General features: G+C 66.8%; 25 protein-coding genes. 19 read left to right on the forward strand and 6 right to left on the reverse strand.

Annotated elements, in window-relative coordinates; translation table 11 throughout:
* Positions 1-243 precede the first annotated feature (243 nt).
* From AC4ELS_RS07825 to AC4ELS_RS07845, 5 genes are all read left to right on the forward strand, one after another.
* Positions 244-1341 (forward strand): NADH:flavin oxidoreductase, encoded by a 1098-nt coding sequence (locus AC4ELS_RS07825; protein WP_499046658.1) that lies wholly within the window; start codon positions 244-246, stop codon positions 1339-1341.
* A gap of 44 nt (positions 1342-1385) precedes the next feature.
* Entirely contained in the window at positions 1386-1760 is a 375-nt protein-coding gene (trxA, locus tag AC4ELS_RS07830) for a thioredoxin (RefSeq protein ID WP_055113744.1), read from the forward strand.
* 18 nt (positions 1761-1778) lie between these two features.
* Positions 1779-2609 carry an enoyl-CoA hydratase gene (locus tag AC4ELS_RS07835; RefSeq protein ID WP_498883220.1) on the forward strand — a complete coding sequence of 277 codons (831 nt, stop codon included), beginning with the start codon at positions 1779-1781 and terminating at the stop codon, positions 2607-2609.
* 25 nt (positions 2610-2634) lie between these two features.
* On the forward strand, positions 2635-4263 hold the full coding sequence (locus AC4ELS_RS07840; RefSeq protein WP_448447775.1) for an ABC-F family ATP-binding cassette domain-containing protein: 1629 nt from the start codon (positions 2635-2637) through the stop codon (positions 4261-4263).
* Positions 4264-4392: 129 nt separating this feature from the next.
* A complete protein-coding gene (locus AC4ELS_RS07845) occupies positions 4393-4587 on the forward strand; it encodes a helix-turn-helix domain-containing protein (protein ID WP_448447807.1) in 195 nt (64 codons plus the stop codon).
* Positions 4588-4616: 29 nt separating this feature from the next.
* Here the strand turns inward: AC4ELS_RS07845 and AC4ELS_RS07850 are convergent, their stop codons facing one another.
* Together AC4ELS_RS07850 and acnA are read right to left on the reverse strand one after the other, a co-directional pair.
* Positions 4617-5195, reverse strand: a complete 579-nt coding sequence (locus AC4ELS_RS07850) for a TetR/AcrR family transcriptional regulator (protein ID WP_448447773.1) — start codon at positions 5193-5195, stop codon at positions 4617-4619.
* A gap of 67 nt (positions 5196-5262) precedes the next feature.
* Positions 5263-8091 (reverse strand): aconitate hydratase AcnA, encoded by a 2829-nt coding sequence (gene acnA / locus AC4ELS_RS07855; RefSeq protein WP_499046660.1) that lies wholly within the window; start codon positions 8089-8091, stop codon positions 5263-5265.
* 229 nt (positions 8092-8320) lie between these two features.
* Here acnA and AC4ELS_RS07860 point away from each other — a divergent pair, with 229 nt between their 5' ends.
* From AC4ELS_RS07860 to AC4ELS_RS07900, 9 genes are all read left to right on the forward strand, one after another.
* Positions 8321-8899 carry an Rv1476 family membrane protein gene (locus AC4ELS_RS07860; protein WP_463805933.1) on the forward strand — a complete coding sequence of 193 codons (579 nt, stop codon included), beginning with the start codon at positions 8321-8323 and terminating at the stop codon, positions 8897-8899.
* 242 nt (positions 8900-9141) lie between these two features.
* The gene (gene ripA / locus AC4ELS_RS07865) at positions 9142-10554 is read left to right on the forward strand and encodes an NlpC/P60 family peptidoglycan endopeptidase RipA (protein ID WP_064883562.1); all 1413 of its coding nucleotides are present in this window, start codon (positions 9142-9144) and stop codon (positions 10552-10554) included.
* Positions 10555-10564: 10 nt separating this feature from the next.
* Positions 10565-11260, forward strand: a complete 696-nt coding sequence (ripB, locus tag AC4ELS_RS07870; RefSeq protein ID WP_064883560.1) for an NlpC/P60 family peptidoglycan endopeptidase RipB — start codon at positions 10565-10567, stop codon at positions 11258-11260.
* Between the two features lie 136 nt (positions 11261-11396).
* Positions 11397-12560 carry a chaperone MoxR1 gene (moxR1, locus tag AC4ELS_RS07875; protein ID WP_064883558.1) on the forward strand — a complete coding sequence of 388 codons (1164 nt, stop codon included), beginning with the start codon at positions 11397-11399 and terminating at the stop codon, positions 12558-12560.
* A complete protein-coding gene (locus tag AC4ELS_RS07880; protein WP_055113761.1) occupies positions 12557-13504 on the forward strand; it encodes a DUF58 domain-containing protein in 948 nt (315 codons plus the stop codon). Before moxR1 ends, AC4ELS_RS07880 begins: the two co-directional genes overlap by 4 nt.
* A gap of 43 nt (positions 13505-13547) precedes the next feature.
* Positions 13548-14555, forward strand: coding sequence for a VWA domain-containing protein (locus AC4ELS_RS07885; protein ID WP_064958601.1), 1008 nt, complete (start codon positions 13548-13550; stop codon positions 14553-14555).
* A gap of 84 nt (positions 14556-14639) precedes the next feature.
* Entirely contained in the window at positions 14640-15404 is a 765-nt protein-coding gene (fabG1, locus tag AC4ELS_RS07890) for a 3-oxoacyl-ACP reductase FabG1 (protein ID WP_064883556.1), read from the forward strand.
* A gap of 64 nt (positions 15405-15468) precedes the next feature.
* Positions 15469-16278 carry an NADH-dependent enoyl-ACP reductase InhA gene (gene inhA, locus AC4ELS_RS07895; protein ID WP_064958603.1) on the forward strand — a complete coding sequence of 270 codons (810 nt, stop codon included), beginning with the start codon at positions 15469-15471 and terminating at the stop codon, positions 16276-16278.
* A gap of 32 nt (positions 16279-16310) precedes the next feature.
* The gene (locus AC4ELS_RS07900; protein ID WP_064883552.1) at positions 16311-17336 is read left to right on the forward strand and encodes a ferrochelatase; all 1026 of its coding nucleotides are present in this window, start codon (positions 16311-16313) and stop codon (positions 17334-17336) included.
* Here AC4ELS_RS07900 and AC4ELS_RS07905 read toward each other — a convergent pair.
* Entirely contained in the window at positions 17333-18190 is an 858-nt protein-coding gene (locus tag AC4ELS_RS07905) for an Rv1486c family protein (RefSeq protein WP_064958604.1), read from the reverse strand. The two genes, AC4ELS_RS07900 and AC4ELS_RS07905, sit on opposite strands and share 4 nt — an antisense overlap.
* A 57-nt stretch (positions 18191-18247) precedes the next feature.
* On the opposite strand from AC4ELS_RS07905, the gene AC4ELS_RS07910 reads away from it, so the two are divergent.
* From AC4ELS_RS07910 to AC4ELS_RS07925, 4 genes are all read left to right on the forward strand, one after another.
* Complete coding sequence (locus AC4ELS_RS07910) at positions 18248-18682, forward strand: NfeD family protein (protein ID WP_064883547.1); 435 nt, start codon at positions 18248-18250, stop codon at positions 18680-18682.
* A 42-nt stretch (positions 18683-18724) separates the two neighbouring features.
* The gene (locus tag AC4ELS_RS07915; protein WP_064883545.1) at positions 18725-19921 is read left to right on the forward strand and encodes an SPFH domain-containing protein; all 1197 of its coding nucleotides are present in this window, start codon (positions 18725-18727) and stop codon (positions 19919-19921) included.
* Between the two features lie 70 nt (positions 19922-19991).
* A complete protein-coding gene (locus AC4ELS_RS07920; protein ID WP_448447759.1) occupies positions 19992-20519 on the forward strand; it encodes a hypothetical protein in 528 nt (175 codons plus the stop codon).
* Positions 20516-21142 carry an RES domain-containing protein gene (locus AC4ELS_RS07925; protein WP_498883223.1) on the forward strand — a complete coding sequence of 209 codons (627 nt, stop codon included), beginning with the start codon at positions 20516-20518 and terminating at the stop codon, positions 21140-21142. The genes AC4ELS_RS07920 and AC4ELS_RS07925 overlap by 4 nt, the downstream gene beginning before the upstream one ends.
* 12 nt (positions 21143-21154) lie before the next feature.
* On the opposite strand, the gene AC4ELS_RS07930 is transcribed toward AC4ELS_RS07925, so the two are convergent.
* The 3 genes from AC4ELS_RS07930 to AC4ELS_RS07940 all read right to left on the reverse strand — a co-directional run bounded on the left by AC4ELS_RS07930 (position 21155) and on the right by AC4ELS_RS07940 (position 23086).
* Entirely contained in the window at positions 21155-21631 is a 477-nt protein-coding gene (locus AC4ELS_RS07930) for a nitroreductase family deazaflavin-dependent oxidoreductase (protein WP_498883224.1), read from the reverse strand.
* A gap of 31 nt (positions 21632-21662) precedes the next feature.
* Positions 21663-22274 (reverse strand): TetR/AcrR family transcriptional regulator, encoded by a 612-nt coding sequence (locus AC4ELS_RS07935; RefSeq protein ID WP_498883225.1) that lies wholly within the window; start codon positions 22272-22274, stop codon positions 21663-21665.
* Positions 22275-22342: 68 nt separating this feature from the next.
* Entirely contained in the window at positions 22343-23086 is a 744-nt protein-coding gene (locus tag AC4ELS_RS07940; RefSeq protein ID WP_498883226.1) for a TVP38/TMEM64 family protein, read from the reverse strand.
* A 138-nt stretch (positions 23087-23224) separates the two neighbouring features.
* Here AC4ELS_RS07940 and mutA point away from each other — a divergent pair, with 138 nt between their 5' ends.
* Positions 23225-25105, forward strand: a complete 1881-nt coding sequence (gene mutA / locus AC4ELS_RS07945) for a methylmalonyl-CoA mutase small subunit (RefSeq protein ID WP_448447752.1) — start codon at positions 23225-23227, stop codon at positions 25103-25105.
* Position 25106 lies beyond the last annotated feature (1 nt).

Here is a 25106-nt window from a genome sequence, read left to right on the forward strand (position 1 = left end):
ACCACTCCGCCAAAGCACTGACCTCAATGATCTACCTCTGCCTCGGCGGCCTGAACCCTCAACTACCCACAAGAACATGAGGAGTAGCACATGTGTTCGATTATGCCACGGCGGTACGACACACGGGCTGTGATGTCTCAGGACATCGGTGACAGTTCCGATGGTCGCGACGACTGACGTCGCCCCCCAAACTCGCGCTGAGTAAATCGGAATCGGCCGGTCCCACGGGGCGTTGACGCCCAAGTGAGCCAAACTCCCCGCGACCTGTTCAGTCCGTTGACCGTCGGATCGCTGACGATCCCGAATCGCTTCGCGATGGCACCGATGACCAGAGCGGCGTCGCCCGGTGGTGTGCCGGGCACCGACGTGGCGGACTACTACGCCCGTCGCGCAGCCGGTGGCGTCGGCCTGATCATCACCGAGGGGGTGCGGTTGACGGATCCGGCCGCGGGCTGGCCGTTCAGCATCCCGACGCTGTCCGGTACCGAGGCGCTCGACGGCTGGCGGGCCGTCACTGACGCGGTACATGCTCAAGGCGCCGTGATCGCCGCGCAACTGTGGCATCAGGGTGCCGAACGTGCCGACGGTGACGGGGTGGTGCCGGTCAGCCCCTCGGGGGTCAACAGTGTGGGCGTTGCCAAGGGCCGGGCGCTGCGGGCCGATGAATTGGGTGGTGTCGCAGCGCAGTTCGCGGAGGCGGCCCGCAATGCCAAGGCTGTTGGATTCGACGCTGTCGAGTTGCACTCCGCCCACGGTTATCTGCTCGACGAATTTCTCTGGGAGAAGACGAATCAGCGCACCGATTCCTATGGCGGCTCGCCGGCAGCGCGGACCCGCTTCCCGGCCGAGGTCGTCGCGGCGGTGCGCGAAGCCGTCGGTACCGGATTCCCGATCATCTACCGCTTCTCGCAGTGGAAGGCCAACGCCTACGACGCACAACTCGTCGAGACCCCGGCTGAGTTGGAGCAGGTACTCGCACCGTTGGTCGCCGCGGGTGTCGACGTACTGCATCCGTCGACCCGGCGCGTGTACATCCCCGCGTTCCCGGGCTCGGATCTGAGCCTGGCCGGCTGGACCAAGAAGATCACCGGTGTGCCGGTGATCGGGGTGGGATCGGTCGGACTGGCAACCGAGTTCCAACCCGGAAAGCGAGATGGCGACCCCATCGAGCCGGCCCCGGTCGATCGACTGTTGGCGCAGTTCACGGCCGAAGAGCTCGACATCGTGGCGATCGGCCGAGCCCTGCTGGCGGATCCGGGTTGGGTGAATCGGCTGCGTGACGACACGCTCGGCAGCTTCACCGGCTACCACGCCGAAACCGCGCTGGCCAGGCTGTACTGAAATAGGCTGGGAACAGGCCGCTAAGCCCCGACGTTAGGAAAAGTGTGAGTACGCAGGACATCACCACAGAACAGTTCGACAACATCGTCAAGGACAACGAGATCGTGTTGGTCGATTTCTGGGCGTCGTGGTGCGGACCGTGCCGGGCCTTCGCGCCGACGTACAAGGCTGCTTCCGAGAACCACCCCGATGTGGTCTTCGCCAAGGTCGATACCGAGGCCGAGCAGGCGCTCGCCGCGGCAGCTGAGATCCGCTCGATCCCCACCCTGATGGCCTTCAAGAAGGGCAAGTTGGTCTTCAACCAGGCCGGGGCGCTGCCACCGGCTGCATTGGAGGACCTCGTCCAGAAGATCAAGGAGTTCGACATCGACGCGGCCATGAAAGAGCAGGCCGCTCAGGGCGACGCAGAACAGATGTGAGCGCCGGCACGCGATAGCGTGCTGACCGTGACTGCGCAGAACGAATTCGTCCTGGTCGACCGCCCCCGCTCGGACGTCGCCCTGGTGACCCTCAACCGGCCCGAGCGGATGAACTCGATGGCGTTCGACGTCATGGTCCCGCTCAAGGGCGTCCTGGAAGACCTGCGCTATGACAACAGCGTGCGCGTTGTCGTGCTGACCGGGGCCGGTCGGGGGTTCTCCTCCGGGGCCGATCACAAGTCGGCCGGGTCGGTGCCGCACGTGGCCGGTTTGACCAGGCCGACGTACGCATTGCGGTCGATGGAGATTCTCGACGATGTGATCCTCGCCCTACGGCGGCTGCGCCAGCCGGTGATCGCAGCGGTCAACGGCGCGGCCATCGGCGGCGGGCTCTGCCTCGCGCTGGCCTGTGACGTCCGGGTGGCCGCCGAGGGCGCCTACTTCCGCGCCGCGGGGATCAACAACGGGCTCACCGCCAGTGAGCTGGGCTTGTCCTACTTGCTGCCACGCGCCATCGGCTCGTCACGCGCTTTCGAGATCATGTTGACCGGCCGCGACGTCGACGCCCAGGAGGCTGCGCGCATCGGTCTGGTGTCCAGTGTGGTGGCCGAGGAGGCCCTCCTGGGGACCTGCTACGACATGGCGGACCGGATGGCGGCGTTCTCCCGGCCGGGTATCGAGTTGACCAAGCGCACACTTTGGAGTGGACTGGACGCCGCTAGCCTGGAGGGGCACATGCAGGCCGAGGGCCTGGGACAACTCTTCGTGCGTCTGCTCACCGCAAACTTTGAGGAAGCGGTTGCCGCGCGCGCGGAGAAGCGCGACCCGATATTTACCGACGAGAAGTAAGACACATACCTAGGAGGACCGCAGCGTGATCACCGCAACGGACCTGGAGGTCCGCGCCGGCGCGCGCACGCTGCTGTCCTTCGAGGGCTCGGCGCTGCGGGTGCAGCCCGGTGACCGGATCGGACTGGTCGGGCGCAACGGCGCAGGCAAGACCACCACGATGAGAATTCTGGCGGGGGAGGGCGAGCCGTACGCCGGGTCTGTCACAACCACCGGTGAAATCGGTTACCTGCCACAGGATCCCAAAGAGGGTGACCTCGACGTCATGGCCCGTGACCGGGTGTTGTCGGCCCGCGGTCTCGACACGCTGCTGGCGGACTTGGAGAAGCAGCAGGTCTTGATGGCCGAGGTCGCCGACGACGCGGCTCGCGACAAGGCGGTCCGAAAGTACGGTCAGCTCGAAGAACGGTTCTCGGCACTGGGCGGTTACGCCGCCGAGAGTGAGGCCGGTCGCATCTGCGCGAGCCTGGGCCTGCCGGACCGGGTGCTGACGCAGCCGCTGCGGACGCTGTCCGGCGGTCAGCGCCGCCGCGTCGAGCTGGCCCGCATCCTGTTCGCGGCGAGCGACACCGGTTCGGGGTCGGCCACGACTCTGTTACTCGATGAGCCGACCAACCACCTCGACGCAGACTCGATCGGCTGGCTGCGGGACTTCCTGCACAACCACACCGGTGGCCTTGTGGTCATCAGTCACGATGTCGACCTGCTCGACGAGGTCGTCAACCGGGTGTGGTTCCTGGACGCGGTGCGCGGTGAGGCCGACGTCTACAACATGGGCTGGAAGAAGTACCTCGACGCGCGCGCGACCGATGAGCAGCGCCGCCGTCGCGAACGTGCCAATGCCGAGAAGAAGGCCGGTGCGTTGCGGGCCCAGGCCGCCAAGATGGGCGCCAAGGCGACCAAAGCCGTTGCCGCGCAGAACATGTTGCGCCGAGCCGACCGCATGATCGCCGAGCTCGATGCCGAGCGCGTGGCCGACAAGGTGGCCCGGATCAAGTTCCCCACCCCGGCGCCGTGCGGAAAAACTCCGCTGGTGGCCAAGGGGCTCACCAAGACGTACGGGTCGCTGGAGATCTTCACCGGTGTCGACCTGGCGATCGACCGCGGATCCCGGGTGGTGGTGCTCGGCCTCAACGGTGCCGGCAAGACCACCCTGCTGCGACTGCTCGCCGGCGCCGAGACTGCCGACGCCGGAGCACTGGAACCCGGTCACGGGTGCAAGATCGGGTACTTCGCCCAGGAGCACGACACGCTCGACAACGGGGCGACGGTCTGGGAGAACATCCGCCACGCCGCACCCGACACCGGCGAGCAGGATCTCCGAGGCCTGTTGGGCGCCTTCATGTTCACCGGACCACAGCTCGATCAGTCGGCGGGCACTCTCTCGGGCGGTGAGAAGACGCGGTTGGCTCTCGCCGGTCTGGTTGCCTCTACGGCCAATGTGCTGTTGCTCGACGAGCCCACCAACAACCTCGATCCAGCGTCACGCGAGCAGGTTCTCGACGCGCTGCGCAGTTACCAGGGCGCGGTGGTGTTGGTGACGCACGATCCGGGTGCAGCCGAGGCTCTCGATCCGCAGCGAGTGGTGCTGCTGCCGGACGGTACCGAGGACTTCTGGTCCACCGAATACCGGGACCTCATCGAGCTCGCCTGACCGCGAATCCTCAAGGACCGCCGCATCTTCGAGAGCGTCAATTTAAGACGTTGGACAAATCGACCCCGTGGTGTGTGTGGGGTTTCTACTGTGGGTACCCGTCGGGACATCACAATCTGGGAGATGTCGATGAGGGATATGAACAAGAATCGCGGCGAACTGCTGACCGAGCTTCGGAAGGAATACGAGGCGGGTGCCAGCATCCGCTCGCTGGTGGCGAAGACCGGTCGTTCATACGGTTCAGTCCACAGCTTGCTGCGTGAGTCGGGCACGACGATGCGAAGCCGCGGGGGACCCAATCACCGGACCCGGGCCAGGGTATGACGAGCACAAGCGCTGCGGAATAGCGGGATTCAGCTATCCGCCGGCGTCTGTTGGCGCACGCTGGCCTCCACCAGATCGAGTACCGCCGTGAGGTTCTGCGGATCCTCGCCGGAGGCGATCCGCGCCACCAGGCCGTCGAGCACGAGGTCCAGGTAGATGTGCAGGACCGCACTCGGTACGTCGTCACGCAGTCGGCCGGCCTGCTTCTGCCGGCGTAGGCGCTCAGTGACCGTGGCGTCCAGCTCGGCGGACCGTTCCGCCCAGCCGCGGTGAAAAGCCGGGTCGTTTCGCAACTTTCGGGCGATCTCCAGCCGGGTGGCCAGCCAGTCGAACTGCTCGGGGGCGGCGAGCATGTTCCGCATCACCTGGATCAACCCTTCGCGGGCAGCCACTTCGGCCATCCGCTCGGCGTCCTCGCGGGCCAGTTCGAAGAACAAGGTGTCCTTGTCCTTGAAGTGGTGAAAGATTGCGCCGCGCGAGAGCCCGATGGTTTCTTCGAGCCGCCGCACGGTCGCACTCTCATATCCGTACTGACCGAAGCAGCGCCTGGCGCCGTCAAGGATCTGACGGCGCCGGGCCGCGAGATGGTCGTCCGTTACCCGGGGCATTCAGACCACTCCTCGCGCAAGCGCCCGTTGGCGCTGTCCTTACGTGCTTCGGTCAGTCCGGACAGGATTACTTCGACTTCAGCATGTTGCGCAGCACGTACTGCAGGATGCCGCCGTTGCGGTAGTAGTCGGCCTCGCCGGGGGTGTCGATGCGGACCACGGCGTCGAACTCCACCTTGGAACCATCCTCTTTGGTGGCGGTGACCTTGACCGTCTTCGGCGTCTTGCCCTCGTTGAGCGCCTCGATGCCGGTGATGTCGTAGGTCTCGGTGCCGTCGAGCTTGAGGCTCGCCGCGGACTCGCCGGCCGGGAACTGCAGCGGGATCACACCCATACCGATCAGGTTCGACCGGTGGATGCGCTCGAAGGACTCGGTGATGACGGCCTTGACGCCCAGCAGCACCGTGCCCTTGGCCGCCCAGTCACGCGAGGATCCCGAACCGTACTCCTTGCCGCCCAGGACCACCAGCGGGATGCCGGCTTCCTTGTAGTTGACCGAGGCGTCGTAGATGAACGACTGCGGCCCACCCGGCTGGGTGAAGTCACGGGTGTAGCCACCGGAGACGTCGTCGAGCAGCTGGTTGCGCAGTCGGATGTTGGCGAACGTGCCGCGGATCATCACCTCGTGGTTGCCGCGACGCGACCCCAGCGAGTTGTAATCCTTGCGCTCAACGCCGTTGGCATCGAGGTACTGCGCGGCCGGGGTGCCCGGCTTGATCGAACCTGCCGGGCTGATGTGGTCGGTGGTCACCGAATCGCCAAGCAGGGCAAGGACTCTGGCGCCCTTGATGTCGCCGACCGGCTCCGGCTCGGCGGGCATGCCGTCGAAGTACGGCGCCTTGCGCACGTAGGTGGAGGCGTCGTCCCACTCGAAGATGTTGCCTTCGGGGGTGGAGAGCGAACGCCAGCGGTCGTCGCCCTTGAACACGTCGGCATAGGAGTCCGTGAACATCTCCCGGTTGATCGAGGACGCGATGGTCTCCTCGATTTCTTGGGCAGATGGCCAAATATCCTTGAGGAAGACGTCGTTACCGTTCTGATCCTGGCCCAGCGGGTCGGTCTCGAAGTCGAAGTCCATGGTTCCCGCGATGCCGTATGCGATGACCAGCGGCGGGGAGGCCAGGTAGTTCATCTTGACGTCGGGGGAGATGCGGCCCTCGAAATTGCGGTTACCCGAGAGCACCGCGGTCACCGACAGGTCGTTGTCGTTGATGGCCTTGGAGATCTCGTCGGGCAGCGGGCCGGTGTTGCCGATGCAGGTGGTGCAGCCGTAGCCGCCCAGGTAGTAGCCCAGCTTCTCCAGGTACGGCCACAGGCCGGCCTTGTTGTAGTAGTCGGTGACGACCTGGCTGCCCGGCGCCATGTTGGTCTTGACCCACGGCTTGCTGGTCAGGCCCTTCTCGACGGCCTTCTTCGCGAGCAGCGCGGCGCCGATCATGACCGACGGGTTGGAAGTGTTGGTGCAGGACGTGATGCCCGCGACGACAACCGCGCCGTGGTCGAGCACGAATTCACCGCGCTCGTCGGAGCGCACGGTGATCGGCTTGGTCGGTCGGCCCTCGGAGCCGTTGGCGGCAGACGGGCGGACGTCCACGGCGCCGTCGTCGGCGAAGGTCAGCTTGGCCGGATCCGAGGCCGGGAAGGACTCCTCGATCGCCTCGTCGAGCTGGGTGTGCTCGACGGGCAGGTTCTCCTCGACGTAGTTGTGGATGTCCTTGCGGAACGCGTTCTTGGCGTCCGACAGCTCGATGCGGTCCTGCGGACGCTTCGGGCCGGAGATCGAGGGCACCACGGTCGACAGGTCAAGCTCGAGGTACTCGGAGAACACCGGCTCCCGGTCAGGGTTGTGCCACATGCCCTGCGTCTTGGCATAGGCCTCGACGAGTGCCAGCTGCTCCTCGGTACGCCCGGTCAGCCGCAGGTAGTTGATGGTCTCGTCGTCGATCGGGAAGATCGCTGCGGTGGAACCGAACTCCGGGCTCATGTTGCCCAGGGTGGCGCGGTTGGCCAGCGGCACCTCGGCCACGCCCTTGCCGTAGAACTCGACGAACTTGCCGACCACGCCGTGCTTGCGCAGCATGTCGGTGACGGTGAGCACGACGTCCGTGGCGGTCACACCGGGCTTGATCTCACCGGTCAGCTTGAAGCCGACGACGCGGGGGATGAGCATCGATACGGGCTGGCCCAGCATGGCGGCCTCGGCCTCGATGCCGCCGACGCCCCAACCCAGCACGCCCAGGCCGTTCTCCATGGTGGTGTGGCTGTCGGTGCCCACACAGGTGTCCGGGTACGCGACGCCATTGCGGGTCATCACGACGCGGGCCAGGTACTCGATGTTGACCTGGTGCACGATGCCGGTGCCCGGCGGGACGACCTTGAAGTCGTCGAACGCGCCCTGGCCCCAGCGCAGGAACTGGTAGCGCTCGGAGTTGCGCTCGTATTCGAGTTCGACGTTGCGCTCGAAGGCGCCGGCGTTGCCGAACACGTCGAGGATGACGGAGTGGTCGATGACCATCTCGGCGGGGGACAGCGGATTGACCTTGTTCGGATCGCCGCCGAGGGCGGCCACGGCCTCGCGCATGGTGGCGAGGTCGACGATGCACGGCACACCGGTGAAGTCCTGCATCAGCACGCGGGCCGGGGTGAACTGGATCTCGACGCTCGGCTCGGCCGAGGGATCCCAGTTGGCGATGGCCTGGATGTGGTCTTTGGTGATGTTGGCGCCGTCCTCGGTGCGCAACAGGTTCTCCGCAAGCACCTTGAGGCTGTACGGGAGCTTTTCGGTACCGGGTACCGCGTCCAGTCGGTAGATTTCGTAGTTCTGGTCCCCGACAGTCAATGTGTCGCGGGCACCAAATGAGTTAAGGGACGAATTTTCCGTATTCTCGCTGCTCACATCAACTCCCGGCTCGATCTCGCCGCGACGGGCTGTGTCGGCGGCGTCCTGATCCTAACAGTACGCTTGTCCTGCAATGGCCAGCGGGCCGGGGTCTAGTCTTCCCTTGTCGCGTTCGCGTTGCTACCCGGTCGGTTGGATCCGTCTGAGATCCCTCCGCGGTACCGATGCGATGACGATTCCCGTGTCGCCTCGCTGGGGTCGGTGGACGCCGCGTACCGTGCCTGACGTGACCGGACCCCATGTCATCCCGTTCCTGCCGGCCTACATTCCGGTCGAGGTGTGCGACACCGTAGGGCTCGATGCGGCGCAACCCGACGGGGTGGCCAAGTGCATGGCGGCTGTGCAGGCCGACGTTCGCGATGACGGGGTGAGTGCCCCCGCCGCCGACGTCGACGGTCTTCGTCAGGTCGTCAGCGACGCCAGGCAGGAGGGTATCGATCTCAAGATCGTCGTGCTGCCGAGCAACCCGGGGATCGACACGCCGCTGCGTGACATCGCCACCGAGGTCGGGCAGGCGAATCCGGGCGCGACCGTGCTGGCGCTGAGTCCGTCGTTCGCGGGTACCTACAGTCCGACGATCGATCGGGTGACTTTGGAGGCGGGTCAGGACGTGGCCAAGACCGGTAATCCGGTGTTGTCTGCGAAGAATTTCGTCGGCGAGATTTCCACCCCGGATTTCCCGTGGACGGCACTCGCGATCGTGCTGGTTCTCGGTGTTGCCGGGGCGGCCGCTCTCACTCGGGTTCTGCAGCGCCGTAGCAAACAATTGGCCGGGTCAGAGGCGTCTGCTGCCTCCTCGGACTAGGTGTCGATCTGGTCTCGGAAATCCCTCGAACATTAGTTCGGGATAACGCCCAATATCACTAATTGGTCACACTATTCGCAATTACAAACTTGTAATTTGTGACTAAAGTTTCTTTGGCTTCAGATGTGACGTACGGTGCAATCGGTAGCCATTGTTGTAGTTGTGCTTCATGTGACTTCTGTTGCAATGGCCCCGAGCAAACGTCGGTACGCCGTCGTTGAGCCATAGGAGACTTGAGTCGAATGAGACGCACCGCTGGCGCCTCTGCGTCCCGGCTGTACGGCCGTTTCTTGGCCGTGCCGGTGACCGCCGGGATGCTGTTGGCCACGGCCATGACGGGAGGTGTTACGGCCGCCGCCGAGCCGGGGGCCCCCGATCAGGTCGCAACGCTCGTCGCCGCGGTGGCCAACGCCGACCAGAAGCTGCAGGAGCTGGGCGCGGCCATCCAGACTCAGCAGGAAGCCGTCAACAAGGCGATCGTCGAGGTGCAGGACGCCCGTGACGCGGCCGCGACGGCGCAGCAGGAGGTCGATGCCAGCCAGCAGGGCATCGACGACGCCAACACCGCCATCAGTGAGGCCCAGAAGCGCTTCGACACCTTCGCCGCGGCCACCTATGTCAGTGGCCCCTCCGGCTCGTACCTGACCGCCTCCGATCCGGGCGACATCGTCAGCGCCGCCGCCACCGGTCAGACCCTGGCCGTCAGCAGCGACAAGGTGATCGCCGACCTGCAGCGCGCCCGCACCGAACAGGTCAACCGACAGTCGGCCGCGCGCCTGGCCAAGCAGAACGCCGACCAGGCCACGGCCAACGCCCAGACGAGTCAGGACACCGCGGTCGCGGCACTACAACAGGCGCAGCAGACGTTCAGCTCGCAGCAAGGTGAGTTGCAGCGGTTGACCGCCGAACGTGCCTCGGCCCAAGCCGAACTCGCCCAGGTGCACAAGGCGTCGGCCCCGGCCACACCGGCGCAGGGACCCGCACCCCAGGCCGCGGCGGACAACTGGGATCGTGCCCCGGGCGCGCCCGTGCAGCGCGGCCAGAACTGGGACACCGCATGGGATCCCACGCTGCCGGCGATCCCCAGCGCGTTCGTCAGCGGTGACCCGGTCGCGATCATCAACACCATCCTCGGCATCTCGTCGACGTCGGCGCAGGTGACGCAGAACATGGGTCGCCAGTTCCTGCAGAAGCTGGGCATCCTGCCGACGCCGACCGGCTACACCAACGGCGCGATCCCGCGCGTGTACGGCCGGCAGGCATCCGAATACGTGATCCAGCGGGCGGGTTCGCAAATGGGCGTTCCCTACTCCTGGGGCGGCGGCAACGCGGCCGGTCCGAGTCGCGGCATCGATTCGGGGGCCAACACCGTCGGATTCGACTGCTCGGGCCTGATCCTCTACGCGTTCGCCGGCGTCGGAATCAAGTTGCCCCATTACTCCGGCTCCCAGTACAACGCCGGCCGCAAGATCCCGTCGTCGCAGATGCGCCGTGGTGACGTGATCTTCTACGGCCCCGGTGGCAGCCAGCACGTGACGCTCTATCTCGGAAACGGCCAGATGCTCGAAGCGCCCTACACGGGTTCGGAGGTCAAGGTCTCTCCGGTCCGCACCAGCGGCATGACCCCGTACGTCGTCCGCTACATCGAATACTGATGGGAATACATTGCGCTCCTTCGTCTTACGGTGCCTGATCCTGATCGCCGCAATCGCGTTCGCGGCGATCAGTCTCGTGTCGCCGGCCAACGCTGCGCCAGACGACGGCCAATGGGATCCGACCTTGCCGAAAATCGTCAGCTCGGGCGCGCCGGGGGATCCGGTGGCCATCGCCAACGCCTCATTCCAGGTCAGCCAGATCGCGCTCCAGACCACACAGAACCTTGGCTCGCAGTTCCTGCAGACCATCGGTCTGGCCCCCAAGCAGGCCGCCTCGACATTCCCCGGTGGCCGGGTCCGGGGGCCCCAAGCCATCGAATACGCGATCCGAAGGGGCGGCACCCAGATGGGCGTGCCGTACTCCTGGGGCGGCGGCACGCTCACCGGGCCGGGGCCGGGGGTGGACTACGACGCGGGCAAGATGGGTTTCGATTGCTCGGGCCTGACCAGGTACGCGTTCGCCGGTGTGGGCGTGCAGATTCCCAAGTACTCCGGAGACCAGTACAACACCGGCCGCAAGGTGCCGGTCGCCCAGGCAAAGCGCGGTGACCTCCTGTTCTGGGGTCCCGGCGGTAGCCAGCATGTGGCGATGTACCTCGGTGGCGGCAAGATGCTGGAGGCGTCGGGCAGTGCGGAGAAAGTGACCGTGAGTCCCGTTCGCATGTCAGGCATCCAGCCGTACGCGGCCCGCATCATCGAATCCTGAGGGGAACCTGAACTCTTCCGGGCAGCGTCGACGGATCTCGAAGTGCCTGGAATAGTTGACGGCGGGCACCCGATTGCCCGATGAGCAACCAGCACGACCAGCGTTTTTTGTAGTCGAACACCGTGGGAGGAAGTTGATGACGTCACCGAGTGGACCGCCGCAGGGCGCCGGAGGTTATCCCGGTTCGAGCCCGGCGCCGGGCTTTCCGCCCGGGTCGGCCGGCTCCCACGCCGCGCCGGCCGCCCCGCAGGCCACGACCAACGGCAGCCTGCAGGCCGAGGTGCACACCCTGGAACGCGCCATCTTCGAGGTCAAGCGGATCATCGTCGGTCAGGACCAGCTCGTCGAGCGGATGCTCGTCGGTCTGCTCGCCAAAGGCCACGTGCTGCTCGAAGGTGTGCCCGGCGTGGCCAAGACGCTGGCCGTCGAGACGTTCGCCAAGGTGGTCGGCGGCACATTCGCCCGCATCCAGTTCACCCCTGACCTGGTGCCCACCGACATCATCGGTACCCGCATCTACCGGCAGGGCAAGGAAGACTTCGACATCGAGCTCGGCCCGGTGGTCGTCAACTTCCTGCTCGCCGACGAGATCAACCGTGCGCCGGCGAAGGTGCAGTCCGCACTGCTCGAGGTGATGGCCGAGCGCAAGATCTCCATCGGTGGCAAGACCTTCCCACTGCCCAGCCCGTTCCTGGTGATGGCCACCCAGAACCCGATCGAGCAGGAAGGCGTCTACGCGCTCCCGGAAGCCCAGCGTGACCGCTTCCTGTTCAAGCTCAACGTCGACTACCCGTCGCCGGAGGAAGAGCGCGAGATCATCTACCGGATGGGTGTGAAGCCCCCGGAGCCCAAGCAGATCCTCGACACCGGCGACCTGCTGCGGCTGCAGGAACTCGCGGCCAATACGTTCGTGCACCATGCGCTCGTCGATTACGTGGTGCGGATCGTCACCGCGACCCGCGAGCCGGAGAAGTTCGGCATGCCCGACGCCAAGGCCTGGATCGCCTACGGTGCCTCGCCCCGTGCGTCGCTGGGCATCATCTCGGCGGCCCGCGCGCTGGCGTTGGTGCGCGGCCGTGACTACGTCATCCCGCAGGATGTCGTCGAGGTGATCCCGGATGTGCTACGCCACCGCCTGGTGCTGACCTACGACGCGCTGGCCGACGAGGTGTCTGCGGAGACCGTGGTCAACCGGATCCTGCAGACCGTCGCCCTGCCGCAGGTCAATGCGCTTCCGCAGCAAGGACATTCGGTTGCGCCCGCCGTACCTGCCGCGGCCGGCGCGGCGGGTGGTCGGTGACCACTTCGCGACGCACCGTCGACCTGCCGTCTCTGAAGCGCGGGGAGATTCGCGACCCCGCACTGACGGCGGCGTTGCGCAAGCTTGAGCTGACGGTGCGGCGCAAGCTTGACGGAGTCCTGCACGGCGACCACCTCGGTCTGATCCCGGGGCCGGGATCAGAGCCGGGGGACTCGCGGATCTACCAGCCCGGCGACGACGTGCGCCGGATGGACTGGTCTGTCACGGCGCGGACGATGACGCCACACGTGCGGCAGATGATCGCCGACCGCGAGCTGGAGACCTGGCTGGTGGTCGACATGTCGGCCAGCCTGGACTTCGGCACCACCGGTTGCGAGAAGCGCGACCTCGCCGTGGCGGCTGCCGCGGCGATCGCGTTCCTCAACAGCGGAGGCGGTAATCGGATCGGCGCGGTCATCGCCAACGGTGACACGGTGCGGCGGGTGCCCGCGCTGAGCGGGCGGGTGCACGAGCAGGAGCTGTTGCGGGCGATCGCCACCACGCCGAAGGCCCCGACCGGGGTGCGGGGAGACCTGGCTGCTGCCATCGATGCGCTGCGCCGTCCCGAGCGCCGGCGCGGCATGGCGGTGATCATCAGTGACTTCCTCGGCCCGATCAACTGGATGCGCCCGTTGCGGGCCATCGCCGGTCGCCACGAGGTCCTCGGAATCGAGATCCTCGACCCGCGCGATGTCGAGCTGCCCGCGGTCGGCGATGTGGTGCTGCAGGACACCGAGACCGGTGTCACCCGTGAGTTCACGATCGACGAACAGCTTCGCAGCGACTTCGAGCGGGCCGCCGCCGCCCATCGGGAAGAGGTGGCCCGGACCTTGCGGCGTTGTGATGCACCGCTGTTGAGTCTGCGCACCGACCGGGACTGGATCGCCGACGTGGTGCGGTTCGTGGCCAACCGGAGGCGTGGCGCCCTGGCCGGCCAGCGGTAGACGAAAGCTTGATGAGCAACCAACCCGAAATGACTTCTAGCACATGACTTTACCGATTCTCGGTCCGATGAGCCTGACGGGTTTCGCGCACGCCTGGTGGTTCCTGTTCCTCTTCGTGGTGCTCGGCCTGATGGCGTACTACGTCATCGTGCAGCGCGCACGCAAGCAGCGGATCCTGCGGTTCGCCAACATGGAGCTGCTCGAAAGTGTGGCGCCCAAGCAGCCGACGCGTTGGCGGCACCTGCCCGCCGCCCTGCTGGCTGCCTCGCTCGTGCTCCTGACGGTCGCGATGGCCGGCCCTACCCACGATGTGCGCATTCCGCGTAATCGCGCGGTGGTGATGCTGGTGATCGACGTGTCACAGTCGATGCGCGCCACCGACGTCGCCCCCAGCCGGCTGGCCGCCGCGCAGGAGGCCGCCAAGCAGTTCGCCGATCAGCTCACCCCGGGGATCAACCTCGGCCTGATCGCCTACGCCGGTACGGCGACGGTGCTGGTGCAGCCGACCACCAACCGTGAGGCCACCAAAAACGGTCTGGACAAGCTGCAGTTGGCCGACCGCACGGCCACGGGTGAAGGCATTTTCACCGCGTTGCAGGCGATCGCCACCGTCGGCGCGGTGATCGGCGGCGGCGACGAGAAGCCGCCCGCGCGCATCGTGCTGATGTCGGACGGCAAGGAGACGGTGCCGTCCAACCCGGACAATCCAAAGGGCGCCTATACCGCGGCGCGCACCGCCAAGGACCAGGGCGTGCCGATCTCCACCGTGTCCTTCGGTACGCCCTACGGCTACGTCGAGATCAACGACCAGCGCCAGCCGGTGCCGGTCGACGACGAGATGCTCGGCAAGATCGCCAAGCTGTCCGGCGGAGACGCGTTCACCGCGTCCAGCCTGGAACAGCTCAAGCAGGTGTTCACCTCGCTGCAGCAGCAGATCGGCTACGAGACCATCAAGGGCGATGCCAGCCTCGGCTGGCTGCGGCTTGGCGCGTTGTTGCTGGCCGTCGCCGGGGTGGCGGCGCTGCTGATCAACCGCAGACTGCCCGGTTGAGCCGCGATCGCGCCTTCCTGGACTGCGGTCCTCACCGGCGACGCGATTTTCAGACCATGCTGGTGAGGAGATAAGTTGGCGGGCATGAGTGACGCTGTTGTCTCCGAAGCCGACACCGAGACATCCACCGGCCGGCCGGCCTTCGTTCCCCGTTCCGTGCTGGTCACCGGTGGAAACCGGGGGATCGGCCTGGCGATCGCGCAGCGACTGGCCGCCGACGGACACAAGGTGGCCGTCACGCACCGTGGGTCCGGCGCACCCGACGGGCTGTTCGGCGTCGTGTGCGACGTCACCGACAACGAGGCCGTCGACCGCGCGTTCAAAGAGGTCGAGGAGCACCAGGGCCCGGTCGAGGTGCTGGTGTCCAATGCCGGCATCTCCCAGGATGCGTTCCTCATGCGGATGACCGAGGAGCGGTTCGAGAACGTCATCAACGCCAACCTCACCGGAGCATTCCGGGTGGCGCAGCGGGCGTCGCGCAGCATGCAGCGCAAGCGTTTCGGCCGCATCATCTTCATCGGCTCGGTCTCCGGCATGTGGGGCATCGGCAACCAGGCCAACTACGCGGCCGCCAAGGCCGGCCTGATCGGTATGGCGCGCTCGATCTCCCGGGAGCTGTCCAAGGCCGGCGTCACCGCCAACGTGGTGGCCCCGGGCTACATCGACACCGAGATGACCCGCGCCCTGGACGAGCGGATTCAGGCCGGTGCCCTCGAGTTCATCCCGGCCAAGCGGGTCGGCACCGCCGAAGAGGTCGCCGGCGCGGTGAGCTTCCTGGCTTCCGAGGACGCCGGCTACATCGCCGGTGCGGTCATCCCCGTCGACGGTGGCATGGGCATGGGGCACTGATCCACCTGGATCTGACCCAAACATATTGGTCTACTGAAACTTTCCCCAAGAAGGAGTCGCACTAATGGCAGGTTTGCTCGAAGGCAAGCGCATCCTCGTCACCGGGATCATCACGGACTCGTCGATCGCGTTCCACATCGCCAAGGTGGCCCAGGAGGCCGGCGCGGAGCTGGTGCTCACCGGGTTCGACCGGATGAAGCTGATCCAGCGCATCGCCGACAGACTTCCGAGTCCGGCTCCCTTGTTGGAACTCGACGTGCAGAACGAGGAGCACCTCGCGAGCCTGGCCGAGCGTGTCTCCGGTGTCATCGGTGAGGGCAACAAGCTGGATGGCGTGGTCCACTCGATCGGCTTCATGCCGCAGACCGGTATGGGTGTCAACCCGTTCTTCGACGCCCCCTACGAGGACGTCGCCAAGGGCATCCACATCTCGGCTTATTCCTATGCCTCGCTGGCCAAGGCGACTCTGCCGATCATGAACGAGGGCGGCAGCATCGTCGGCATGGACTTCGATCCGACCCGCGCGATGCCGGCCTACAACTGGATGACCGTGGCCAAGAGCGCCCTCGAGTCGGTCAACCGGTTCGTTGCTCGTGAGGCCGGACCGTTCGGTGTGCGCTCCAACCTCGTGGCGGCGGGCCCGATCCGGACCCTGGCCATGAGTGCGATCGTCGGCGGTGCGCTCGGTGCCGAAGCCGGTGACCAGATGCGGCTGCTCGAAGAGGGCTGGGATCAGCGTGCACCGGTCGGCTGGAACATGAAGGATCCGGAGCCGGTCGCCAAGACCGTGTGCGCACTGCTGTCCGACTGGCTGCCCGCCACCACCGGCACCATCGTCTACGCCGACGGCGGCGCCAGCACCCAGCTGCTCTGACCTGTATTCCGCCGCAGAGGGGACTCGAGTTGATGGAGTTTGACGCGGTCCTGCTGCTGTCTTTCGGCGGTCCGGAGGCGCCTGAGCAGGTGATGCCGTTCCTGGAGAACGTCACCCGGGGGCGTGGTATCCCGGCCGAGCGGCTGGCCGACGTCGCCGAGCACTACCTGCATTTCGGTGGGGTGTCACCGATCAACGGGATCAACCGGGCGCTGATCGAGCAGTTGCGTCTCCAGTTGCCCGGCCTGCCCATCTATTTCGGCAACCGGAACTGGGAGCCGTACGTCGAAGACACTGTTGCGGCGATGCGGGACAACGGAATCCGGCGGGCAGCGGTGTTCACCACGTCGGCCTGGGGCGGTTACTCCAGCTGCACCCAGTACGTCGAGGACATCGCCCGGGCGCGGGCCGCGGCCGGGCCCGACGCACCCGAACTGGTCAAACTGCGCCAGTACTTCGACCATCCGTTGTTGGTGGAGATGTTCGCCGACTCGATCGCGGCCGCGGCCGCCACGTTGCCGGTCGATCTACGTGACGAGGCCCGACTGGTGTTCACCGCGCACTCGGTGCCCATCGCCGCCGACGAGCGGCACGGCCCTGCCCTCTACAGTCGGCAGGTCGGCTACGCGACGCGGCTGGTGGCCGCCGCCGCGGGCTACGACGACTACGACCAGGTCTGGCAGTCCCGGTCCGGACCGCCCCGGATCCCGTGGCTCGAACCCGACGTGGCTGATCACCTGACTGTGTTGGGCCAGAACGGAACCCGGGCGGTCATCGTCTGTCCGATCGGATTCGTCGCCGACCACATCGAGGTGGTGTGGGATCTCGACTACGAACTCCGGTTGCAGGCCGAACAGGCCGGTATCGCCTTCGCGCGGGCAAGCACCCCGAACGCCGACGAACGTTTCGCTCGGTTGGCGGCCGGGTTGATCGAGGAGCTGCGCACCGGTGCGGCGCCGCTGCGGGCCGCCGGTCCAGAGCCGGTGCCTGGCTACGGGTTCAGCGTCAACGGTGCGCTGTGCTCACCGCACTGCTGTGGGACACCGACCGAAGGTTAGTCCCGCCAAGCGGATTGCAGGATCGCTTCGAGTGCGGCCAACCGCGCCGAGCGCACCACCTGTGCCAGCGGTCGCATGGCGTCGCCGGCGATCTGAACCTCCGAGGAACTCTGCAGGCCGATCGGCATCAGGCCCGAGCTCACGGTGATGATCGCCTCCACGTGGGCAGCGTTCTCCAACACGCGTAGGGCCCGGGTGGGGGCGTGGTCGGGGATGCGGTGCATCCGTCCGGCCTCGAGGATGTCCTCGACCATGCCACGGGGATCCTCGATATCTACCCCCACACCGGCCCGCAAGGTGACCAGCGTGTCGGCCGCCGAGCGCACCGCTGACCGCAACTCGTACTCGGCCTCGCCGAGATCGTGGTGCTGGGGCGGTGGCAGAACAGGCAGTGAGTACACGGTCCACGACAGCGCCCTCGGCTCGGGCTCGAAGGTGGATTCGGTTTCCACGTCGTCGAATTCGAAATACTCGAACTCCGGCACCAGTCCGACGCCGTCGAGCTCGTCATGGGTCACCAGCACCGCTTCGCCCACGCTCAGTGCGTCGCGCTGGAACTGCGATCCCGGGGGCAGTCCGCGGACATCGCCGGGCACCGGCAACGCCACCCTGATCGAGGGCCGGGTGCCGGACCGGCCGACGGCGGTGCGCAAGGTCTGCAGCAACGACACCGAACCCGAGTCCTCCAACTCGGGCCAGGGCAGCCCCGTACGGACGGCGGCCTGCGAGTCGTAGGCCGTCACAGAATGCATTGGTGCCCATTGAGATAACGCGTCGAGGACGTCGTCGGGCGCGGCCGCGCCGGCAAGCCAGGCGTTGGCCCACATCGAAAGAGTCGCACTTGGACACCACATGATCCTGGCAGTGTAATTGTCGGTCGCCGATCGGGTCGTATTCGCTAGGGTGGGCGTATGCCGCTTCCGCTGATCTGGCTCATTCTGGCGCTGGGTCTCGCCGGGGCAGAGGCGCTGACCGGTGACATGTTCCTGCTCATGCTGGCCGGCGGTGCACTGGCCGCGACGGGCTCGAGTTGGCTGTTCGACCTGCCACTCTGGGGTGACGGTCTGGTGTTTCTCGTGGTGTCGGTGCTTTTGCTGGTTCTGGTCCGGCCTGCGCTGCGGCGCCGTTTCGAGGCCGGCCGGGGGCTCCCCGAGCCCGTCAAGGCGCTCGAGGGCAAGTCTGCGCTGGTCTTGGACCGGGTGGGACAGCACGAGGGGCAGGTCAAGCTCGACGGCGAGGTCTGGACGGCGCGGCCGCTCGACGACAACGATGTGTACGAACCGGGTGATCACGTGACCGTTGTCAGGATCGACGGCGCCACCGCGGTGGTTTTCAAGGCGATGTAGTAGCTCCGTAAACGAGGTAGGACCTAGAGGGAGGGATCCACCATGGAAGGTGCTGTAGCCGGGCTGATCTTGCTGCTCGTGCTGGTGGTGTTCGCGATCATCATCGTGGCGAAATCAGTGGCGCTCATTCCCCAGGCCGAGGCAGCGGTGATCGAGCGGCTGGGCCGCTACAGCCGCACGGTCAGTGGCCAGTTGACGCTGCTGGTGCCGTTCATCGACCGGATCCGGGCGCGAGTGGATCTGCGTGAGCGGGTGGTGTCCTTCCCGCCGCAGCCGGTGATCACCGAGGACAACCTGACGCTCAACATCGACACCGTGGTCTATTTCCAGGTCACCAACCCGCAGGCTGCGGTGTACCAGATCAGCAACTACATCGTCGGTGTGGAACAGCTGACCACCACCACCCTGCGCAACGTCGTCGGCGGTATGACGCTGGAGCAGACGCTGACCTCACGCGACTCGATCAATGCCCAGCTGCGCGGGGTGCTGGACGAGGCCACCGGCCGTTGGGGGCTGCGCGTGGCGCGTGTCGAGCTGCGCAGCATCGATCCGCCGCCGTCGATCCAGGAGTCGATGGAAAAGCAGATGAAGGCCGACCGCGACAAGCGGGCCATGATCCTGACCGCAGAGGGCGTTCGGGAATCCTCGATCAAACAGGCCGAGGGCCAGAAGCAGTCGCAGATCCTGGCCGCCGAGGGTGCCAAGCAGGCCGCGATCCTGGCCGCCGAGGCCGACCGGCAGTCGCGGATGTTGCGCGCCCAGGGTGAACGCGCAGCCCAGTACCTGCAGGCACAGGGGCAGGCCAAGGCCATCGAGAAGACGTTCGCCGCGATCAAGGCGGGCCGGCCCACCCCGGAGATGCTGGCGTACCAGTATCTGCAGACGCTGCCCCAGATGGCGAAGGGTGAGGCGAACAAGGTCTGGCTGGTGCCCAGCGACTTCGGTTCGGCGCTGCAGGGTTTCACCAAGATGCTGGGTGCGCCCGGCGAGGACGGTGTCTTCCGGTATACGCCGCCGCCGGTCGACGAGGACCTGCCCAAGCCCGAGGACGACAGCGACGAAGTCGCCGAGTGGTTCAACACCGAGACCGATCCCGAGATCGCACGTGCCGTGGCGAAGGCCGAGGCCGAGGCCAGGGCGACGACGCCGCCCCTGGGTGCTCCGCCGGCACAGCAGCCGTTGGGGACGCCGCCGGGGATGCCGCCCAATGAACTCGAAGGTGGCGCGCACCGCGCGTAGTGGTCGCGTTCGTTGCTTGACGTCCTTGACGCAGTAGACTTGACGTAGTTGACGCGTCTGGGAGGCCGCAATGACCGATCTCGCACTGTTCGAGCGCCAGATCATGCGTTCGGTGGGGCAGAAGGTCCACGAGCGGTTGCGGCGGGCCGACGAGGCGAGCCTGGGCCCTGAGGCATTCGGCGACCCGGAGCAGATCGCCGAGGCCATGGTGGCGGCATTGCCGCTGGGGCACGTGTTCGACGAGGTCACCGGGCCGTTCTACGACACGGCAGGGTTGACGCGTTGGCTCGGCGTCACCCGCCAGGCCCTGCACCAGAAGGTGGCGCGGTACGCGATCCTGGCCTGCCCGCTCGACGATGGCGGGGTCGTGTACCCGACGTGGCAGTTTCTCGACAGCGGTGCCACGATTCCGTCTCTGCGTGACGTGCTGACGGTGCTGACCGAGGGCACCGATGACCCGTGGATGGCCGCGTTGTGGATGCGGGCACCCAGTGAGCGACTCGACGGATCCTGTCCCGCGGATTGGCTGCGCGATGGTGGGGATCCGCAAACGGTGATCGACATGGCCCGGGAGACCGCGGCGAGTTGGAGCGCATGAGCCGGCAGCGGCCCGCGCTCGGTTCACCGCCGGACGTCTCCGGGTTCCCGCGGTCCCGGCTGCGCATCGACCACCTGTTGTATCGGGCCCACACCGTGGGCAAGTCGCCGTGGTGGTTCTCCTCAGATCTGAGCGGTCGCTTCGATCTAGTCCCGCCGAACGGAACCTGTTATCTGGCAACCGATGTCATGACGGCGCTGCGCGAGCGTTTCGGCCACGATCTGGTACGGCAGGGTGTGGTCACGTTCGACGCCGCGGCCCGCACGGTGGTGTCGCGGGTGCGGGTGCCTGCGGCCCGATGGTTGGCCAACGCATGTGCGGCGCGGGCGGCTTCCTTCGTCGGGATGACCCGTGAGCTCGGTACGTGCCCGGACTATGAGCTGCCGCAGGCCTGGGCCGCGGCCTTCTTCGCCACCGGCCGCCACCGTGGAATTCGTTATCAGACCCGGTTCAGTACCGGCGCCGGCGCGAACGCGGTCGCACTGTTCGAGGATGCGGGACAACGTGATTGGGCCGTCGATCCGTCACCGACCGGCGGCGTGCAGGCGTGCGTGACCGTCGGCATCATGGTCGCGCACCGACCCACCCGGCGTCAGGTGCGTATCCAACCGCCACCCGGCTGAGGGGCACGTCTGTCAGTGGCGAGGCTGCAACCGTAGTTCCACCATCGGCAGCGGTGCATTGGTATCGGTGATCGGTTGGCCCAGCGTCTCTTCCAGAACGAGCTTGAACTGCCCCCACGTCTTCGGATGCTCTGTGCGGTAATCGGCCAGCGCCTGGTCGACAGCCTGCTGGTCCAGCACATGAGCGGTAGCGGCAGCCGGACGGTGACTGCCGAGCCACACCCGGACCTGCGGATTTGCAACAACATTGCGGAACCACTGGGCCTTTGTGCCGAACCCTGACGCCACGACGATGGTGTCCGGACTCGGCCGGCCCACCACTTCGAGCACGACATAGCGGTGCGCGCCCGAGGTGCGACCGACGTGTTCGAGCATCAACATCCTCGAGCCGAACAGTGCCCCGGCGCGCATCCGGTAGAGCCAGATCGGAGCACGCACCAGCCGGCGGTTGCGCAGGAGTCGGGCGCCGAGATCAGGGATTGTGGCCATAGGTTGTCTCCTCCTCGTCTCTTTTCGCTGCTCAGGACTTCAGACCGTCGCGGTAGATTGCGAAAACTTCTGTCGCCCAGCGCTTCATCCCGGCAGCGGAGAGCGGGTCGACGCCGAGCGTCTCGGTGATGCGCGTCCGCAGCGTCAGCACCGCGAGGTCGTTGACCATCAGAACTGCAGCCCGCACTGCGGGGTCTTCGCCGGGACTTGCCACACCCGCTGCGACCATGCCGTCCAGCGCGGTCCTGCTGATGCCGTAGAGCCGTTGAAACACTGCCGATCCGACCGCGCCACCCGTCGTCAGCAGGCGGCTCAGGTAGGCCGGCACAGGAGAGTCCGGGGGGAGGTGGGTGGCGAGACTCTCCAGCATCGTCGGCACCGCCGACGGTCCGAGGCCATCCTGTGCGGTCCGTTCGGTGACCTGCGTCAGCACCGCTTCGAGGCTGCGTACAGCGTGCTCGTCGACCGCCGCCACGAGTCCATCCTTGGAGCCGTAGTGCCGGACCAGGAGCGCCGGGGAAACGTCGGCAGCGGAAGCGATGTCGCGCATCGTCACCGCGTCGGCGCCGCGTTCGGCGAACAGTCGCAACGCCTCGTCACGAATCCGGGCCCGCGCGGTTCGATCGTCAGATGGTGAACCCACGTTTACTATTGTAAACAAATGTTTAGTACCCGCAAGGTGCTGCGTCCTCGCGACCGACAGCGGGGGCGTCAGCCCGTGACGGCGCGTTCGTGTGTCTTGTCGGCGGATTGATTCGCACGCCGGTCGCGGTGGTGTAGGCGCCATTCGTAGACCAAGCCGGCCACGCCGAGTGCGGCGGTGCTCAACGACACCAGGACCAGTGCCGGGCTGATGTTCCCGGTCAACGCGTCGCCCAGGACGACGACGGCCGCTGTGCCGGGGAACAGCCCCACCAGCGTCGCCAGCGCGTAGGGGACAGCCCGCACCGCAGACGCGCCGGCCGCGTAGTTCAGCACCGAGAACGGCACCGCCGGGATCAATCGCATGGACAGCACCACCGGCCAGCCACGCTGGCGCAGCCGGGTATCGAGCGAGTCGATCCGGGGGTGCGGGACCAGGCGATTGAGCTGCCAACCGGCAGCGCGGATCAAGAACAATGCGAGGACCGCGCTCACCGCGCTGGCCACCACGGCTATGGCCACACCCAGCACCGGCCCGAACAGCAGGCCCGCAGCCAGGGTGAATGCGGTGCGCGGGAACGGGAAGACCGTGATGATGATGTGCGCACCGAGGAAAGCCAGTGGGAACCAGGGACCCACGGAGGTGGCCCAGTCCCGCATCTGCATCGCGGTCGGCAACGGAATCAGTACGGCGACTGCGACAAGAATCACAATGCCGGCCAGCGGGCCCACGATCCGCCGGGGCGGCAGTTGGGAAACCGTCGAGATCACCGCGGCGCGCAGCACGCGCAGGGTCCTGACGACGGGTTTCACGTCTTCCAAGAGTACGGGGCGAAGGCACCATTGACCGCTGGGTGTAACCGCGAGTCCACCCACCAGCGGTCAGAGCCGTGACGGCGATCATTTAGCCTGAGGGTCAAGTAGGTAGGTCACACGCTGCGATAACAGGAGATGCGGGTGTCGTTACAGGGGACTAGCGCGGTCGAGGCGGACCGACAGCAGTGGCGGACGGCAGTCGCCGGAGTGCTGGCCAAGAGCAGCCGACGGGATGTGGCCGATCTGCCGGCCGAGCCCGAACGCCTACTGGATTCGCAGACCTACGAGGGTTTCGCGATCCGGCCGCTCTACACGACCCTCGATGCAGTGCCCGAGTCCGCGCTGCCGGGACAGTGGCCGTTCGTGCGCGGCGGCGATGCCCTTCGCGACGTGAAGTCCGGATGGCGCGTCGTCGAAAGCTTCCCGGCTGTCCCTGGTACCGCCGTCGGCACCGTCAACGGTGCGGTCCTGGTGGCCTTGACGGAGGGCGCCAGCGCGCTCTCCCTGCGGGTCGGCGACGAGGGCGGCATCGCCCTGGGCGAGCTGGACCGTCTGCTCGACGGCGTGTTCCTGGACTTGGTGCCGGTGATCTTCGAAGGCGTCGAAAGCGCCGGTGCCGACCTGGCGGCAGCGGCCGACGCGGTGCTGGCGCTGCTCGGAAACCTTGACGAGGACCAGCGCTCGCGGCTGTCGATCGACCTCGGTGTCGACCCGCTGACCGCGCCGTTTTCCGGCCGGCCCGCCACCGACGGCGCGGACCTGCCGGCCACCGTCGCCAAGCTCACCGGCCACGGCGGGGGAGTGCGGGCGATCACGGTTGACGGCCCGGCGTTCCACAACCTCGGCTCGAGCGCCGCCTGGGAGCTCGCGGGATCGATCGCCGCGGCGGTCGCCTACCTGCGTCTGCTCAGCGACGGCGGGGTGGCGACGCCGGATGCGTTGCGGCAGATCAGCTTCCGCTACGCCGCCGACGACGACCAGTTCATGACGATCGCCAAGTTGCGCGTTGCCCGGCAGCTCTGGGCGCGGGTGGCCGAGGTGGTCGGGGCCGACACTGCAGATGACGCCGGAGCCGCGCGCATTCACGCGGTGAGCTCGTTGCCGATGATGACCCAGCGCGACCCGTGGGTGAACATGCTTCGCACGACCCTGGCCGCGTTCGCGGCGGGTGTCGGGGGTGCCGACACCGTGCAGGTGCATCCGTTCGACGCGGCGATTCCGGATGGACTGGACGGGACGTCGGCGACCTTCGCGCGGCGCATCGCCCGCAACACCCAGTTGCTGCTGTTGGAGGAGTCGCACATCGGTCAGGTGCTCGATCCGGCCGGTGGCTCGTGGTTCGTCGAAGATCTGACGGCTCAGTTGGCCGAACAGGCGTGGGCGCACTTCCAGGACATCGAGGCGCGGGGCGGGTTCGTCGCCGCTCGCGATTACATCGCGGCCCAGATCGCCGAGGTCGCTGCGCGGCGCAGTGACGATGTCGCGCACCGTCGCACCGCGATCACCGGCGTCAACGAATTCCCCAACCTCGACGAACAGCCGCTGCCGCAGGGATCGTCGGTGTCGTCCATCGCGCGGTACGCAGCCGGATTCGAGGCGCTGCGGGACCGCTCGGATGCGTTCCTGGCATCGACCGGGGCACGGCCCAAGGTTGTGTTGCTGCCGCTGGGTCCGCTGGCCGAGCACAACATCCGCACCACCTTCGCGTCGAACCTGTTGGCGTCCGGCGGAATCGAGGCGGTCAACCCCGGGACCGTCGAGGCGGCCGCGGTTGCCGCGGCGGTGGCCGATGCCGGTGCCCCGACGGTGGCGGTGCTGTGTGGCAGCGACGCCCGCTACGGTGCCGAGGCCTCCGCAGCTGTGGCCGCTGCACATGCGGCCGGTGTGCGTCAGGTGCTGCTGGCCGGCCCGGAAAAAGCTGTCGCCGAGGCTGATTCGAAGCCGGACGGATACCTGACCGCCAAGATCGATGCGGTCGAAGCTTTGTCGAACCTGCTCACCGGACTGGGGGCCTGAG

It is taken from the genome of Mycobacterium shunyiense, assembly GCF_058270035.1.